The organism is Leucobacter faecis (assembly GCF_054456695.2).
This window is the reverse complement of the sequence record NZ_JBTJER020000001.1, coordinates 23194-38036: the sequence shown is the minus strand read 5'-3', so window position 1 is coordinate 38036 and position 14843 is coordinate 23194. Positions and strand designations below refer to the sequence as shown.

At 63.8% G+C, this 14843-nt stretch carries 13 protein-coding genes; 2 read left to right on the top strand and 11 right to left on the bottom strand.

The window, feature by feature from the left end:
- Nucleotides 1-39 precede the first annotated feature (39 nt).
- The 8 genes from mraY to ACXR2W_RS00130 form a co-directional block, all read right to left on the bottom strand.
- Nucleotides 40-1125, bottom strand: a complete 1086-nt coding sequence (gene mraY, locus ACXR2W_RS00165; RefSeq protein WP_458815469.1) for a phospho-N-acetylmuramoyl-pentapeptide-transferase — start codon at nucleotides 1123-1125, stop codon at nucleotides 40-42.
- A complete protein-coding gene (locus ACXR2W_RS00160; protein ID WP_458815467.1) occupies nucleotides 1122-2531 on the bottom strand; it encodes a UDP-N-acetylmuramoyl-tripeptide--D-alanyl-D-alanine ligase in 1410 nt (469 codons plus the stop codon). The genes mraY and ACXR2W_RS00160 overlap by 4 nt, the downstream gene beginning before the upstream one ends.
- The gene (locus tag ACXR2W_RS00155) at nucleotides 2528-4087 is read right to left on the bottom strand and encodes a Mur ligase family protein (RefSeq protein WP_458815465.1); all 1560 of its coding nucleotides are present in this window, start codon (nucleotides 4085-4087) and stop codon (nucleotides 2528-2530) included. Before ACXR2W_RS00155 ends, ACXR2W_RS00160 begins: the two co-directional genes overlap by 4 nt.
- Before the next feature lie 26 nt (nucleotides 4088-4113).
- Nucleotides 4114-5907 (bottom strand): peptidoglycan D,D-transpeptidase FtsI family protein, encoded by a 1794-nt coding sequence (locus ACXR2W_RS00150; RefSeq protein WP_458815463.1) that lies wholly within the window; start codon nucleotides 5905-5907, stop codon nucleotides 4114-4116.
- Nucleotides 5908-5931: 24 nt separating this feature from the next.
- Complete coding sequence (ftsL, locus tag ACXR2W_RS00145) at nucleotides 5932-6504, bottom strand: cell division protein FtsL (RefSeq protein WP_458815461.1); 573 nt, start codon at nucleotides 6502-6504, stop codon at nucleotides 5932-5934.
- Entirely contained in the window at nucleotides 6501-7472 is a 972-nt protein-coding gene (gene rsmH / locus ACXR2W_RS00140) for a 16S rRNA (cytosine(1402)-N(4))-methyltransferase RsmH (protein ID WP_458815459.1), read from the bottom strand. The genes ftsL and rsmH overlap by 4 nt, the downstream gene beginning before the upstream one ends.
- Before the next feature lie 11 nt (nucleotides 7473-7483).
- Nucleotides 7484-7915, bottom strand: coding sequence for a division/cell wall cluster transcriptional repressor MraZ (gene mraZ / locus ACXR2W_RS00135; RefSeq protein ID WP_458815457.1), 432 nt, complete (start codon nucleotides 7913-7915; stop codon nucleotides 7484-7486).
- A 317-nt stretch (nucleotides 7916-8232) separates the two neighbouring features.
- Complete coding sequence (locus ACXR2W_RS00130) at nucleotides 8233-8622, bottom strand: SCO2097 family morphological protein (protein ID WP_458815455.1); 390 nt, start codon at nucleotides 8620-8622, stop codon at nucleotides 8233-8235.
- 72 nt (nucleotides 8623-8694) lie between these two features.
- Between ACXR2W_RS00130 and ACXR2W_RS00125 the strand changes: the two genes are divergently transcribed.
- On the top strand, nucleotides 8695-9792 hold the full coding sequence (locus ACXR2W_RS00125; RefSeq protein WP_458815453.1) for a polyprenyl synthetase family protein: 1098 nt from the start codon (nucleotides 8695-8697) through the stop codon (nucleotides 9790-9792).
- A 468-nt stretch (nucleotides 9793-10260) separates the two neighbouring features.
- Here ACXR2W_RS00125 and ACXR2W_RS00120 read toward each other — a convergent pair whose 3' ends face one another.
- On the bottom strand, nucleotides 10261-10608 hold the full coding sequence (locus ACXR2W_RS00120; RefSeq protein WP_458815451.1) for an Rv2175c family DNA-binding protein: 348 nt from the start codon (nucleotides 10606-10608) through the stop codon (nucleotides 10261-10263).
- A 130-nt stretch (nucleotides 10609-10738) separates the two neighbouring features.
- On the opposite strand from ACXR2W_RS00120, the gene pknB reads away from it, so the two are divergent.
- A complete protein-coding gene (pknB, locus tag ACXR2W_RS00115) occupies nucleotides 10739-12676 on the top strand; it encodes a Stk1 family PASTA domain-containing Ser/Thr kinase (protein WP_458815449.1) in 1938 nt (645 codons plus the stop codon).
- 29 nt (nucleotides 12677-12705) lie between these two features.
- Here pknB and ACXR2W_RS00110 read toward each other — a convergent pair whose 3' ends face one another.
- Together ACXR2W_RS00110 and ACXR2W_RS00105 are read right to left on the bottom strand one after the other, a co-directional pair.
- Nucleotides 12706-14070 (bottom strand): class II 3-deoxy-7-phosphoheptulonate synthase, encoded by a 1365-nt coding sequence (locus ACXR2W_RS00110; protein WP_458815447.1) that lies wholly within the window; start codon nucleotides 14068-14070, stop codon nucleotides 12706-12708.
- Between the two features lie 71 nt (nucleotides 14071-14141).
- Nucleotides 14142-14825, bottom strand: coding sequence for a lysophospholipid acyltransferase family protein (locus ACXR2W_RS00105; RefSeq protein WP_458815445.1), 684 nt, complete (start codon nucleotides 14823-14825; stop codon nucleotides 14142-14144).
- Between the last annotated feature and the right edge of the window lie 18 nt (nucleotides 14826-14843).

Here is a 14843-nt window from a genome sequence, read left to right as displayed (position 1 = left end):
AAACTTGGTTCGCTGCGATATCGGTCGTTGCAACTGTTGCTACTGCTGCAACAGCCACTCACCGTAGAAGGCGCCTACGCCCACCACGACAAACAGCCCGGCGATGAGCCAGAACCGTACGACCACCGTCACCTCGGCCCAGCCTTTGAGCTCGAAGTGGTGATGAATGGGGCTCATCAAGAAGATGCGCTTGCCCTTCGTGATCTTGAAGTAGATGCGCTGCAGAATCACTGATCCGGTCTCGATGATGAAAAGACCGCCGATGAGCAGCAGCAGCAGCTCGGTGTGGGTGAGAATCGCGAGCGCGGCGATCGCGCCGCCGATGCCCATTGATCCGGTGTCACCCATGAAGACCTGGGCCGGGTTCGTGTTCCACCACAGGAAGCCGGCCAGGCCGCCGAGAAACGCGGCCGCGACGACCGCGAGATCCATGGGGTCACGCACGTCGTAGCAGCCCGCTTCGTTGGCGGTCGCGGCGCAGGCCTGCGCCGCCTGCCAGAAGCCAATCACGAGGTAGGAGCCGAAGGCGAAGATGGCGGCGCCAGCCGCGAGGCCGTCGAGGCCGTCTGTGACGTTCACAGCGTTGGTGGTGGCCGTTACGATGACCATCACCCAGATGATGAACAAGATGATGCCTGCGATGGGGCCGAAGATCATGAAGTCAAACGGCAGGTCTCTGAAGATAGAGATGTGCGTTGAGGCGGGGGTGAGCCCGTTCTCGTTTGCGAACTGCAGGCCAAGCATGGCGAACGAGACCGCGATCGCGATCTGGCCCGCAACCTTGGCCCAGCCGCCGAGCCCCGCCGACTGCTGCTGGCGCGTCTTCATAAAGTCGTCGATAAATCCGACGAGGCCTGCGCCCACCGCCATGAGCAGCACCAACAGTGCCGACGGCGTTGGGGTCTCCCCCATCACCAGTTTGCCCACGAAGTACGCGATCACGGTGCCCGACAAAAAGATCAGCCCGCCCATCGTGGGCGTGCCGCGCTTCACCTCGTGGTCCTTAGGCCCGTCGACGCGAATCGGCTGCCCCCAACGGAGCCTATTGAAGCCGCGCACAAACAGCGGCGTCAATAGCAGCGAATAGAGCAGCGAGAAACCGCCAGCAATGAGCAACGCGATCATGCGTAGGCCTCCCCGAGTCGGTCACCGAGACGCTGTAGGCCCGCGGCGTTTGAAGATTTGACCATCACGGTGTCGTGCGCGCGTAGCGTCTGCGTGAGGTATTCGTAGGCCTCGTCTTGGGTTTCAAAGAACACGCTCTCGCCGTCCCAGGAGCCCTCGTTGATGGCGCTAATGTGCAGGTGCCTGGCCTCTTTGCCCACGACGACGAGCTCAGAAATGCGCAGGCGCACTGCCTGCAGCCCCACCTGAATGTGCTCCTGGATGGTGAACTCGCCGAGTTCGCTCATTGCACCGAGCACGGCGACGGTGCGCCCCTCGGGCTTGCGCACCTGGGCGAGTGTGCGCAGCGCGGCGCTCATCGAGTCGGGGCTCGCGTTGTACGCATCGTTGATGATCGTGACGCCGTCGCGCCCCCCGAGCACCTCCATGCGGCCGGGCGCCGCGAGCGTCGCCGCTTCGAGCACGCCCACGATCTGCGTGAGTGTCAAACCCAGCTCAATGCCCACGGCCGCGGCGGCCAACGCGTTCATCACGTGGTGTTCGCCGAGCACGCGGAAGTGTACGGGCAAGCTCTCACCCGCATAGTTCAGCGTGAAGCGCGTGCCCTCGGCCGACGAATCTACATCACTCGCACGCACTTCTGCTTCGGGGTGACGGCCAAACCAGCGCACGCGCGCTGCCGTCAGGTCTGCCATCTTCGCTACCCGGGCGTCGTCGCGGTTGAGCACCGCGACCGCAGTCGCGGGCAGGTCTCGCACCATCTCGCTCTTGGTGCGGAAGGTGGTTTCAATGCCACCAAACTCGCCGGCGTGCGCGAGCCCGACAGACAGCACAACGCCAATGTGGGGCGGTGCCATCGCGGTGAGCCGTGCGATCTCGCCCTCGCCGCTGGCGCCCATTTCGGCGACCAGTGTGCGGGTGTCGTGCTGCACGCGCAGCATCGTGAGCGGCCCGCCGACCTCGTTGTTGAACGACTTCGCCGAGGCGACAGTCGTGCCAACGAGCTCGGCCATCGCCGCCACAAGGTTCTTGGTGGTGGTTTTACCGTTGGAGCCGGTGATGCCGACGATCTTGAGGTCGTCGCTTGCGCGTACCCGGCGCACAACCTCGGTCGCGAGCGCGCCGAGCGCATCGGTGGCGTCGGTAACGACGATCTGCGGCACTCGCGCATCGATTTCTCGTTCAACGATGAGCAGCGCTGCGCCCGCGTCGACGGCCCCAGCCGCAAACAGGTGGCCGTCGGTTTCTTCGCCCCGGCGGGCAAAGAAAATGTTGCCCGGAGTGACCTCGCGCGAGTCAGTCTGTGACTCGCCGCGCACGGTTGTGGCGCCGGTGGCACCGCTGGTGCCAACGAACAGTCGCCCGCGCGTTGCGTCAGCAACCTCTTGGAGGGTGAGTTCAATCACTTGAGAAGTCCTGCCTCGCGGAGCGCCGCGCGTACCTCGTCGCGGGCTGAATATGGAAGCTTTTGGCCCGCGACTTCTTGATAGTCCTCGTGTCCGGGACCGGCATACAGGATAACGTCACCCGGCTCCGCAAGCGAAATGGCGAGACGCACGGCCTTGCGCGGATCGCCCTCCTCAATCACTGTTGCGTGGCGCGCAGCCTTCGCGCCCGCGATGAGCTGGGCGCGAATGGCCTCGGGCGGCTCAGAACGCGGGTGGTAATCGCACACGATCAACGTGTCGGACCCCGCAGCCGCGATGCGACCCATTTCTTCGCGCTTCGTGGTGTCGCGGTCACCGTCTGCACCAAACATAAAGATCACTTTGCCCGGCGCGACCTCAGCGAGTGCCTCCAGCATCGCTTCGAATGAGCCCGGAGTGTGACCGTAGTCTACGAAAAATCGAGGCCCCGTCGTGTCGGGTGTTGTCATCTCCTCGAGGCGGCCCGGAATATACACCGGGATCCGGCCTCGCTCGAGACCCGCCTCGATCTGTGCGAGCGGGATCCCCGCTTCGTGCAGCATGATCAGCGAAATGGCCGCGTTCTCGGCCATGAACTTGCCAAACAACGGCACGCTGCCTCTAAAGTGGGCACCCTCTGGCCCCTGCAACACGAACGAGACCGCATCGAGCGTTTGCCTGGTGACGGCGAGGTGCCAGTCGGCCTGTTGCCCAAACTCGGTCGCGAGTCGCGTCACCGGAATCTGTGATTCGCGTGCGATCCGCTGACCGTAGGGTGAATCAACGACCACCACACCACGCGTTGCATGCTCAGGGGTGAAGAGCGCGAGCTTGGCCGCAAAGTAGGTCTCGAGGTCACCGAACTCGTCGAGGTGATCCTGCGAGAAATTGTTGAACGCGACTACGTCGAAGTGCACGCCGTCAAGTCGGTGTCGCACCACGGCCTGCGCCGAGACCTCAATGGCGACCGCTTCGACGCTGCGCTCGGCCATGCGCGCGAGCAGCCCGTGCAGTTCACACGATTCAGGGCTCGTGAGGTCGGCGGGGATTACCTCGTCGCCCACTCGGCGCTCTGCGGTTGAGCTCAGGCCGGGCACGAGGCCCGCAGCGCGCATCAGCTCTGCGAGCACGTACACGACGCTCGTCTTGCCGTTCGTGCCAGTGATGCCGCACAGGAGCCCAGGAAACTGGTCGGTGCCATACACCGCGGCCGAGATTTCGCCCATCACGCTACGCGGGTGCACGTCAGTCACGAGGACGGGCAGGGACACGCCCGCCGCAAGTTCGGCGCCACGCGCGTCGGTGAGCATAGCGGCCGCGCCACTGTCTGCCGCGGCGCTGGCGAATTCAGCGCCGTGCCGGTTCGCGCCCGGCATGCCGACATACAGGTCTCCCTTGCGTACGTCTCGCGAGTTCAATGACACACCCGTCACATAGGCATCTGCGATATCAGTGAGGGTCTCGGGGGTCGCGCCGCGCAGCTCGAATCTGCGGGCCAGCTCCGCGAGCGGAACGGGCGATGGATCGTGCGGACGGATGCTGAGCGCATTACTCACGGGGTGGTGCCTCCTGCAGGCTGAAATCAATACTCCGTGGGGAGTGGGGTGAACTCCCCCGTAGACGGCGGGATCTGGAAGGTACGGATCGTGGCCTCGGCGGCCTCGCGAAACGCGGTGAGTGCCGCGACACCTCCGTCACCTGCCGTAGGGTACGCAATCGATGTTACCGCGACGTACTGGGGATCCTCGGCAGGGAAGACACCAGCGAAGCTGTGCACGTAGTCCCCGCGGTACCCACCCTGACCATCTGACTGCTCGGCGGTACCCGTCTTGCCTGCGATCCGGTACCCGGGAATCGACACGATGTCGTGGAACCAGCCCTCGGCGACAACCGTTTCGAGCATGGCCATCACCTGATCGGCGGTGTCCTCTCCTACAGCAGTTACTGGGTCGCCGTGCTCGGGCGTGGTGACATCGCCGTCAGCACCGGTGCAGCTCTTTACGAGCGTAGGCGGCACACGTGTGCCGCCGTTCGCGATCGCCTGGTACGCGCTCGCTGTCTGCACGATGGTGGACGACAGCCCCTGCCCAAAGGTGGTGTTGTAAGAGGTTTGTCTGTCCCACTGATCAGCCGGGTAGAGCAGGCCCGAGTCTTCAAGCGGCAGCCCCGCTTCTGTCGCCACACCAATGCCAAATTTCTGCAGGTAGTCGTAGCGAAGTTCTGCGTCCAACTGCGTACCGAGCATCGCCGTGCCCACGTTCGAGGACTGCGTCAAAATACCCGCAAGAGTCCACTGCATGGGCTCGTGGTTGAAGGAGTCGCCGAACCGCACGCCGGCCTCGGGCTCCAGGTAATCGGGGGTGAGGTTCTGCGTCGCGGGGGTAGCGAGGCCCTGGTCGATGAGCGCGGCCGCCGTGATCATCTTGAACGTCGAACCTGGCTCATAGGGGGCAACAAACGAGCGCGCGTTGAGTTTTGCCGGGTCAGACGCGTCCACGTCGTTGGGGTCGACAGAGCCGTCCTCGGCGACCGCGACTAGTTCGCCGGTCTTCACGTTCATGATGACGAGCAACCCCCAGGCGGCCGCTACATCTTGCACCTGTGCGTTAATGCTCTGCTGCGCTTCCCACTGCAGATCTCGGTCGATCGTGAGTTCGACGGTGCCTCCGTTGACCGCTTTACGTTCAACAACCACGCTGCCCGGCAGCGCCACTCCGTCTGCGCTACGCTCATACGTCTCCATACCGTCAACGCCCGTCAAGCATTTCTCTTGTGAGAGCTCAACACCCGCCTGCGCTACCTCGTCCATGCCCGAGAACCCGATGACGTTACCGGCGATCGCACCGTTGGGGTACGTGCGCTTGTGGTGATAGTCGAAGGTGAGCCACGGAATGCTGAGCGCCTTGAGCTTATTGAGCTGCTCAAGGTCAATCGAGCGCTTAACGTACGCGAAGTCAGACTTCGGGTTTTCTTCGAGGGCATCGTCCACGATCTTCCGAATCTCGGCGACTGATTGCCCGGTGACCTCACCGATCTGCGCGTACGCCTCCTCGGTCGTGACTTCAACCGTGCCCGCACCGCGTTCGAGGTCGGGCCCCCAAAATTTGCCGCCGTAGAGCGTCGTGTTCTTGGGCGACAGCTGCACATCGTAGCGCTCGTCTGTCGTGGCAAGCACCATGCCGTTGCGGTCGACAATGTCACCGCGCAAACTCGGCACGGTGACGGGTACCGCCCGCTTTTCAAGGGCATCACTGTTGAGCGCGGCGGCCGACACCACCTGCACATCAACGAGCCGCACGAGAAACAGCAGGCTCATCACCACCACGATGAAGAGGGCGGCCGTGCGGCGCAGCCCGGTACCGCGCAAGATCAACATTCCGTGGCTCCCCTCACGAGACGCTTAATGGGTGTTCGGGGCGGGCAGTTTGCCCTTCCACCGAACGGGGGGTTGGCTTGGCGCTGACTGCGCGCTCGCGGCGCGCGGCACAAGCAGTCCCGCTGCATCGACAACGGGCATTGACTCGAGCGTTGCATTGGGGATGATGTTGCCGCGTGGGTCGCTTGTGACCGACTCCAGCGTGCCGAGTACGACGCCATCGCTCAGACGCAGCGTGGCAGGCCTCGCATTTTGCACCATGCCAAGCCCTGCCGCGTTTTCTGCGAGGTTCTGCGGTGACGAGAGCTTGCCCACGTTCTGGGACAGCACGCGTTCGACGCGGCCCAGGTCACGCTGCTCGACTTCGAGCGCACGTGCCTCGTACGCCCCCTGCGAAATTGCGATGCTGAGCCCCAGCTGCGTTGCGAAAATTGCGAGCACGATGCCCACTGCCACGAGCGACGCCACAACCGGGCTACGACCGATCTTGCGCCGCACGCTCGGCGCAAGACGCAGGTGGTCTTGTCGTTCGCGCTCTCCCTCCCAGTGAGGCCGCCGAAGCGGGGCGTTGTAGATGGGTGAAGTCTGCGCACTCATCGCGTGTCCCGTAGGCGTTCAGCGGCGCGCAGCCGCACGGGAATAGCGCGCGGGTTGCGTTCCTTTTCTTCATCGCTCGCGAGCTCAGCACCGCGAGTGAGTAGCTTGAACTCCGGGCGGTGCTCTGGCAGCTCCACCGGCAGCCCTGCTGGCGCGGTTGATTTGCTTCGCTTGGCGAGTTCACGCTTGATGGCGCGGTCTTCCAGCGACTGGTAAGACATGATGACCGCCCGGCCGCCCACGGTCAGGGAATCAAGCGCCGCGGGGATCGCGCGCTCGAGCACACTCAGTTCGCCGTTGACCTCGATCCGGAGCGCCTGGAACACGCGCTTGGCGGGGTGTCGTTGGTCGCGTACCGCCGCGGGCGTCGCTTGCTGCAGCACGTCGACCAGCTGGCCGCTGCGCAAGAGCGGCGCGTCCGCGCGCGCAGCGATGATCGCGCGTGCGTAGCGGCCCGCGAGGGGTTCTTCGCCGTACCGCTCGAAGATCGCGCGCAACCGCCCCTCGCTCGCGCTCGCGAGCACGTCGGCCGCGGTTTCGCCGCGTGTCTGGTCCATGCGCATGTCGAGCGGCGCGTCTTGCGCGTACGCGAAGCCGCGCTCGGCGTCGTCAAGCTGCAGCGACGACACTCCGAGGTCAAACAGTACGCCGTCGATCTTGGGGTGGCCCACGCCCGCGATCGCTTCGGCGATCTCGTCATACACCGCGTGCACCCGGATCGCGCGGTCACCAAACCGTTTGAGGCGCTCGCCCGCGAGACCGAGTGCCTCGGTGTCGCGATCGAGGCCGATCACGGTGAGGCCTGGATTCGCTTCAAGCAGCGCCTCGCTGTGGCCACCCATGCCGAGCGTGGCGTCTACGACGACGGCCCCCTCGCGCGCGGCCGCCGGGGCCAAAAGCTCGAGGCAGCGCTCGAGTAGCACGGGGGTGTGCAACGCACTCGGGTCCCTAGTTTCGTGTGTAGTCATGTGGTCCCGGGCTAGAACAGTCCCGGAATCACCTCCTCCTCGATTGCCGCAAACGCCGCTTCTTGCTCAGTCAAGTACCGCTGCCAGGCCTGCGCGTCCCAAATCTCTGCGCGGGAGCCCGCACCAATAACAGCGAGTTCACGATCGAGCCCGGCGTATTCACGCAGGGCCTGCGGGATCGTCACCCGGTGCTGTTTGTCTGGGGCCTCCGCGTGTGCGCCAGACAGAAAGACGCGCATGTAATCGCGTACCTGTTTAGACGACACGGGGGCGAGGCGCACACGCTCGTGCATCTCAGCAAAATCACTCTCGCTGAACACGTACAGGCAACGCTCTTGGCCGCGTGTGATCACGAGGCCTTCAGCGAGCTTGCCGCGGAACTTGGCGGGCAAAATCAGCCGCCCTTTCTCGTCGAGCCTGGGCGTGAAGGTTCCTAGAAGCACGGAATCTCCCCTCAGCTCGACTTGGTTTCACAGACTACTCCACTTTCATCCACTTCACGCCAAACTTCACCAATTCCTGTTTGATATTGCGAAATCGCGCCGGGGTCACCACCAGTTCACCCGCGACCGCGCCATTTCAGGGCACGCCAAATCCGCGTGTTTATGCGCCGCACCACGCGCATACCCCCGTAAGGGAGCCGAGTGGAGGGGATTTGCTGTGCCTGCGCCTGCACTGCGTGTCACGCGAAACTTTTGGGCAAGAAAAAAGGGCCGTGGTGCGATGCACCACGGCCCAATAAGCTTGAGGCGAGAACTACCTAGCGGTCGCCCTCCATGCGCTCGTCCCAGCGACGCTCCATGCGGTCGCTAAACGATTCGCGCGGAGTGCGCTCCTTGCGCTGGCCGCCAGAATGCCCCGACGCATTCTCGCCGGGCTCGGGGACGTCTGCTTTACCCGGTGTAAACATCAACAACACACCACCGAGCATTGCAGCGAACCCAATAAGGCCGAGCCACAACTGCTGAGCGGCCACGCCGCCCACCAGCACTCCAATGCCGACCAGCGCCAGGATGATACCCAGCACCAGCGAACGATAATTTACTCGGCGACGACTGCCTGAGACCGTTTGCATAACGTCGGCCTCGCTTTGATAGAGCCCACGCTCCATCTCGTCAAGCAGTCGCTGCTCGTGTTCTGACAGCGCCATGACGACCCTCCCGACCGTTCCAATACTTTCTATGCACAGTCTACGCGGCCCGCCTCGAAGTAGGCTAGTTGCGTGGACGAAACGACTCGACTCGCAGGGCTTCTTCAGGAGCGCATCAACGACACGCTGGGGCGGCACCGTGATGCCTTAGCCCCCCTCGGGCCCGACACCAGTGCGGTGCTCGATGAGGTGACCCAGTTTCTGCAGGGAGGCAAACGCTTTCGCGCACAGTTCGCGATTCTCGGATATCGCGCGGTGCGTCATCTCGATGTGGCGGGTGAGATCGACGATGAGTTCGGTGCGCTGCTCGACGCTGCCTGCGCGCTCGAACTGTTTCACGCGGCAGCACTGATTCACGATGACATCATTGATCGTTCAGATACGCGCCGTGGCCGCGCGGCGACGCATCGCAGTTTCGCTGCGCTGCACCGCCGCGAAGGGCTGCGAGGGGACGCAGACCACTTTGGCGTCGCCTCGGCGCTGCTCGTGGGCGACCTACTGCAATCGTGGGCTGACGAGCTCATGCAGGCGGCTTGCGCCGCCGTCGACCGCGACCGCGGCGATCAAGCTCGCGCGCACTTTAACCGCATGCGCAGCGAGGTAGCGCTCGGACAGTACCTCGATGTACTCGAAGAGCAGCAGCCTCTTTTTGCGGCGCACAACGAGCAGCTCGAGCGTTCAACACGGGTCCTCGTGTACAAGTCGGCCAAGTACAGCGTCGAGGCGCCGTTGCTCGTGGGCGCGGCCCTCGCCGGGGCAGACGCTTCGCAAGAGAGCGCCCTCGCTGCTTTTGGGCTGCCCATCGGTGTGGCGTTTCAGCTGCGCGACGACCTCTTGGGCGTGTTCGGTGACGAACAGGTCACGGGCAAGCCTGCGGGCGATGACCTCATTGAGGGCAAGCGCACGGTGCTCGTAACTCTCACCCGAGATACTCTGCCCCAAACGCAGCGCAACATCTTCGACGACATGCTCGGCACCGAGCTCGATGCCGAAGAGGTGCACATGCTACAGCGCACAATCGCCGACAGCGGCGCTGTGGAAGAACTTGAAACAATGATCGCGCGCAATGTGGAGCGCGCCTCGGCCGCTCTGCAGGACTCGCCGCTGCGGCCCGATGCGGCGCATCTACTGACGCAGTTGGCCCAGCGCGCGGCACAGCGCAGCTCATAAACACAGCGCAGCTCATAAACCCAGCGCAGCTCTTCATCACGGCGCAGCTCTGCAGCTGCACAAATAAACAACGCACCGGGCCCGGCATGCGGGCCCGGTGCGTGATCCGGATCGAAGAGCGCTAGAAAGCGAGCCCCTGCGTCGCCCGCCGCGTCGACCTAATTAGTGACCACCTAAATATTGTCGCCTCGGTCAATCATCGGCGCGCAGGCATGGGTGGACACGGTAGTGGCGTGTGAATGCCAGGCCAGTCGACGGGGCACGTGTCCACGAGCGCCACCGCGTGACGAAAGTAAAATATGCGCGACTAGTTCCGTTTCTGGCGCAGGCTTAAGCGGAAGTAGTCGCGCATATTTCTGTATCCGGGGTTGGCCGAGCGCGCGGCACGGCGCAGCTCTTCAGCTGCACAAATAAACAACGCACCGGGCCCGGCATGCGGGCCCGGTGCGTGATCCGGATCGAAGAGCGCTAGAAAGCGAGCCCCTGCGTCGCCCGCCGCACTGCCGCCTTATTGCCGCGCGACAGCGAGTCGATGGGCCGTTCGCCGAGCTCGTCGTTGACGGTCATGAGCCAGTCAACGGCTTCATCGTTAGCAAACCCTGCGTCGAGCAGCACGAGCAGCGTGCCGCGCAGTGCGGGCAGCGGCTGGTTGCCCTGCACGAACTCTGCGGGGATCCGCAGTGCACCTTCAACGCGCACGGTAGCGAGCTGGTGGTCTTCGATCATGCGGTGAATGCGACCCGGTGATGCGTCAAAGCGCTCCACCAGGTCGGCGATAGTGAGCAGTTCGGATTCTGAAGCGTTGCTGTGTGACACGCCCCTAACTCTGCCACCGCACGGAGGCGGGCGCAATCGGCAGGCCGCAAATTGCGGGGCCCTGGGCGATTTCGCTTCGCTTACGGCGTGCGACGGGCGCGTGCCCAAGAATGTTTCGTAGACTCTTGGGGTGACCCAAGCGCCTACCGACCCGATGATCGGGCACACGCTCGACGGCCGTTACGCGATTCGGTCGCGTATTGCCCGCGGCGGCATGGCGATGGTGTACCTCGCAAACGATCTGCGACTTGAACGCCGGGTCGCGGTCAAGGTCATGCATGAGCACCTGGCCGAGGACGAGAACTTTCGTCGCCGTTTCGACCAAGAGGCGCGTAGCGCAGCGGGTCTCGCACACCCCAACCTGGTGAATGTGTTTGACCAGGGCTACGACTCTGGCCGCAACTACCTCGTCATGGAGTACCTGCCGAGCATTACACTGCGAGACCTGTTGAAACAGCAGCGGTCGCTCACACGAGAGCAGACCCTCGAGATCGGTGAAGCGATTCTCGCTGGTCTCTCAGCTGCGCACCAAGCGGGCATCGTGCACCGTGATTTGAAGCCCGAGAACGTCATGCTCGCCGATGATGGCCGCATCAAACTCGGCGACTTCGGCCTGGCTCGAGCCGTCAGCGCGAACACGACCACGGGGCAGGCACTTCTCGGTACCATCGCGTACCTCTCCCCCGAACTCGTCACCCGCGGCATTGCAGACGCCCGCAGCGACCTCTATGCCTTTGGCATCATGGTGTACGAAATGCTCACGGGCGTGCAGCCTTTCACGGGTGAGCAGCCCATGCAGATTGCCTACCAGCACGCCCACTCTGACGTGCCTGCTCCGTCCCTTGTGAGCCGTGAGTCGACGCCCGAACTCGACGATTTTGTGCGCTGGCTCACGCAACGTGAACCCACCGCGCGCCCGCTCGACGCTGGCGCGGCCCTCGTGCACCTGCGCAGCATCGCGAACGGCACGGCGCAGCTCATGGCGGCGCACGCGGGCACGACTGTGCTGCCCGATCTGGCACCCACTACGACGTTCACACCGTCAACCGCCGTGCTGACCGAAGCGCAGCTGGGCGCGCTCGAAGAACCGGCGTTACCGCCGCCCACGCCGCCAACAGCTGACCTCACCCCGATTGACCGAGCGGCCCAGGCCGCCCACCTGCGCAAACGACGAGGGCGCACGATCGCGGCGATCGCGGCGGCGGCCATCGTGATTGCTGGTGGCACAGGTTGGTGGTTTGGCCAGGGCCCGGGCTCGCAGGCTACTGTGCCGCTCGTCGCGGGCGAGAGCGTAGACGATGCGCTGATGCTGCTGGGCGAGGTGTCTCTGACCGGCGAGGTCATCGACTGTTCAAGCCTCGAGGTCGAAGCCGGTCTCGCTGTGAGCACAGACCCAGCGGCCGGATCGCGGGTGAACCGGGGCACAAGCGTGCAGCTGTGCCAGTCCACCGGGCCTGCCCAACTGCCCGTGCCCACCATCGTGGGGCTCTCACAGAAGGATGCAAAGGCCGAGATCACAGGCGCACACTTCAAGTTTGGTGGGGTGGCCGAGGAACGGTTCTCTGACGTCGCGAAAGGAACCGTGCTCGCTGCGCTCGGCGCTGACGGCGAACCGGTCGGCGATACATACTCTGAGCAGGCCGTAATCGACGTCGTCGTATCGCTCGGCGCGCTACCGAGTGTCACCGGCCTCACCGAGGCCGAGGCCACCAAGAAGGTAAAGAAGGCTGATCTGGTGCTGAGCGGAGACCTCAGGCAAGAAGTGCATGACGCTGAGGCTCCGGCCGGCACTGTACTCGACCTTGTGCTCTCTACCGACCCTGTGCGCCCCGGCGACGCGGTCGGCTTTGTAGTCTCGATCGGACCAGAGCTGTTTGCCGTGCCAGACGTAGCGGGCATGGCGCTCCAGGAGGCCATGGACGCTCTCGTCGCAGCAGGCTTCGAACCGACAACGCTCGTGCCTGATGCACTGCGTAACCTGGCAAAGGCCACGGGAACCGACCCCGCCAGCGGCACCGAGGTTCCTGCCGGCACCGAGATCAGGGTGAAGAGCACGATCTCGCTGTAGCGCACAGCGAGATCGTGCCTCGCCGCTTCTTAGTGCCGCTGCTTGAGTTCCTCAGACACCTGGAAGGCAAGCTCGAGCGACTGCATGTGGTTGAGACGCGGATCACACAGCGACTCGTAGCGGTTCTCGAGCGCCTCCTCGTCGATGTTCTCGGAGCCGCCAAGGCACTCGGTGACGTCATCACCGGTGAGCTCGACGTGGATGCCACCCGGGAACGTGCCCACCTCGCGGTGTGCTTCGAAGAAGCCCATCAGCTCGTTCATTACATCGTCGAACCGGCGTGACTTGTAGCCGTTGGCCGTCGTGATGCCGTTACCGTGCATCGGATCGGTCACCCACAGCGGGGTTGCCCCAGCGTCGCGCACGCCCTCGAGGAGGCCCGGTAGCACATCGCGAATCTTGCCAGCGCCCATGCGCGTAATGAATGTGAGCCTACCTGGCGTGCGCTCGGGGTCGAGCTTGTCGATGAGGCGTAGCGCATCATCAACCTGGGTCGTCGGCCCGAGCTTCACGCCGATCGGGTTATGCACGTGCGACAGGAACTCGACGTGCGCGCCGTCAATGTCACGAGTGCGCTCACCGATCCAGAGCATGTGCCCCGAAGTGTCGTACAGGTTGCCGGTGCGCGAGTCGATGCGCGCCATCGGGCGCTCGTAGTCGAGCAACAGCGCCTCGTGACTCACGTAGAACTCAGTCGAGGTGAGCGCCGAGTGGTCAACACCGCACGCGTCCATGAACTTGAGCGCGCGATCGATCTCTGCCGCGAGCGACTCGTAACGACGGTTCGCGGGGTTCGACACGAAACCCTTGTTCCACTCGTGCACCTGGCGCAGGTCGGCAAAGCCCCCTTGCGTGAACGCACGAATCAGGTTGAGCGTCGACGCCGACACGTGATAGCCCTGCACGAGCCGATCGGGGTTGGGCTGGCGCGACTCGGGAGTGAAGTCGTAACCGTTCACGATGTCGCCGCGGTAGGCGGGCAGCGTAACGCCCTCGCGAGTCTCGGTGTCGCTTGAGCGCGGCTTGGCGAACTGACCCGCCATGCGCCCGACCTTGATCACGGGCATCGACGCGCCGTACGTCAGCACGACCGCCATCTGCAGGATCGTCTTCACCCGGTCACGGATCTTATCTGCGGTGGCCGCGGCGAACGTCTCTGCGCAGTCACCTCCCTGCAGCAGAAAGGCTTCGCCGCGGGCGGCGGCGGCAAGGCGCTCGCGCAGCTGGTCAGCTTCGCCCGCAAAAACAAGCGGGGGCTGGGTGGCTAGTTCGGCCGACGCGGCACGCGCTGCCTCCGGATCAAGCCAACTGGGCTGCTGCTTTGCCTCAAGTGAGCGATACGCATCAAGCTCGGCAAATACCTGTTCAGCAGTTTTTGTGGCTTGGCTCGTCATGTGTGAATCCTCTACGTTGTGGAAAAGGCGCGGCAATTACTTGCCACGCCTCGTCCAGCCTACTACTTGGGTTATGTCTGTTGGGCCCGCGCGCGTACGCTGGACGCGTACACATCGGCGTACTTCTGGCCGCTGAGTTTTTGAATCTCGATCATGATCTCGTCGGTCACGCTGCGCAGCACGAACCGGTCGGCGCTCATTCCGCTGAATCTGCTGAAATCGAGCGGCTTACCAATCACCGTGCCGATCCGGCGTATGCGAGGGATCTTGACCCCGATAGGCATTGCTTTCTCAGTGTCGATCATCACGACCGGCACGACCGTGGCGCCCGATTCGAGCACGAGGCGCGCAACGCCTGTGCGGCCCCGATACAGCTGCGCGTCGGGACTGCGCGTGCCCTCGGGGTAGATTCCGAGCACATCGCCGCGGTCCAGCACCGATAGGCCGGTCGTGAGCGAGGCTTCAGACGCTTTGCCCCCCGAGCGGTCGATGGGAAGCTGCCCCACTCCGAGCATAAAGTTCTTCACGAGCCAACCTTTGAGGCCTTTACCCGTAAAGTAGTCACTTTTTGCCAGGAAATAGACGCGGCGGTCGACCATCACAGGCATGAAGAACGAGTCGATCACCGAGAGGTGATTGCCCACCAGAATCACGGGACCCGTAGCGGGGATATTCTCGCTGCCCTCGACCCAGGGGCGATAGACCGTCTTCAAGAGTGGCCCAATAATCAGGTGCTTGAAAATCCAGTAGAGCACGGGGTGAGCTTCCTCTCG

Coding starts and splice junctions, on each gene's coding strand:
- mraY (WP_458815469.1), bottom strand. CDS start 1,125: ATGATCGCGTTGCTCATTGCTGGCGGTTTCTCGCTGCTCTATTCGCTG.
- ACXR2W_RS00150 (WP_458815463.1), bottom strand. CDS start 5,907: ATGTTGATCTTGCGCGGTACCGGGCTGCGCCGCACGGCCGCCCTCTTC.
- ftsL (WP_458815461.1), bottom strand. CDS start 6,504: ATGAGTGCGCAGACTTCACCCATCTACAACGCCCCGCTTCGGCGGCCT.
- rsmH (WP_458815459.1), bottom strand. CDS start 7,472: ATGACTACACACGAAACTAGGGACCCGAGTGCGTTGCACACCCCCGTG.
- ACXR2W_RS00130 (WP_458815455.1), bottom strand. CDS start 8,622: ATGGCGCTGTCAGAACACGAGCAGCGACTGCTTGACGAGATGGAGCGT.
- ACXR2W_RS00110 (WP_458815447.1), bottom strand. CDS start 14,070: ATGACGAGCCAAGCCACAAAAACTGCTGAACAGGTATTTGCCGAGCTT.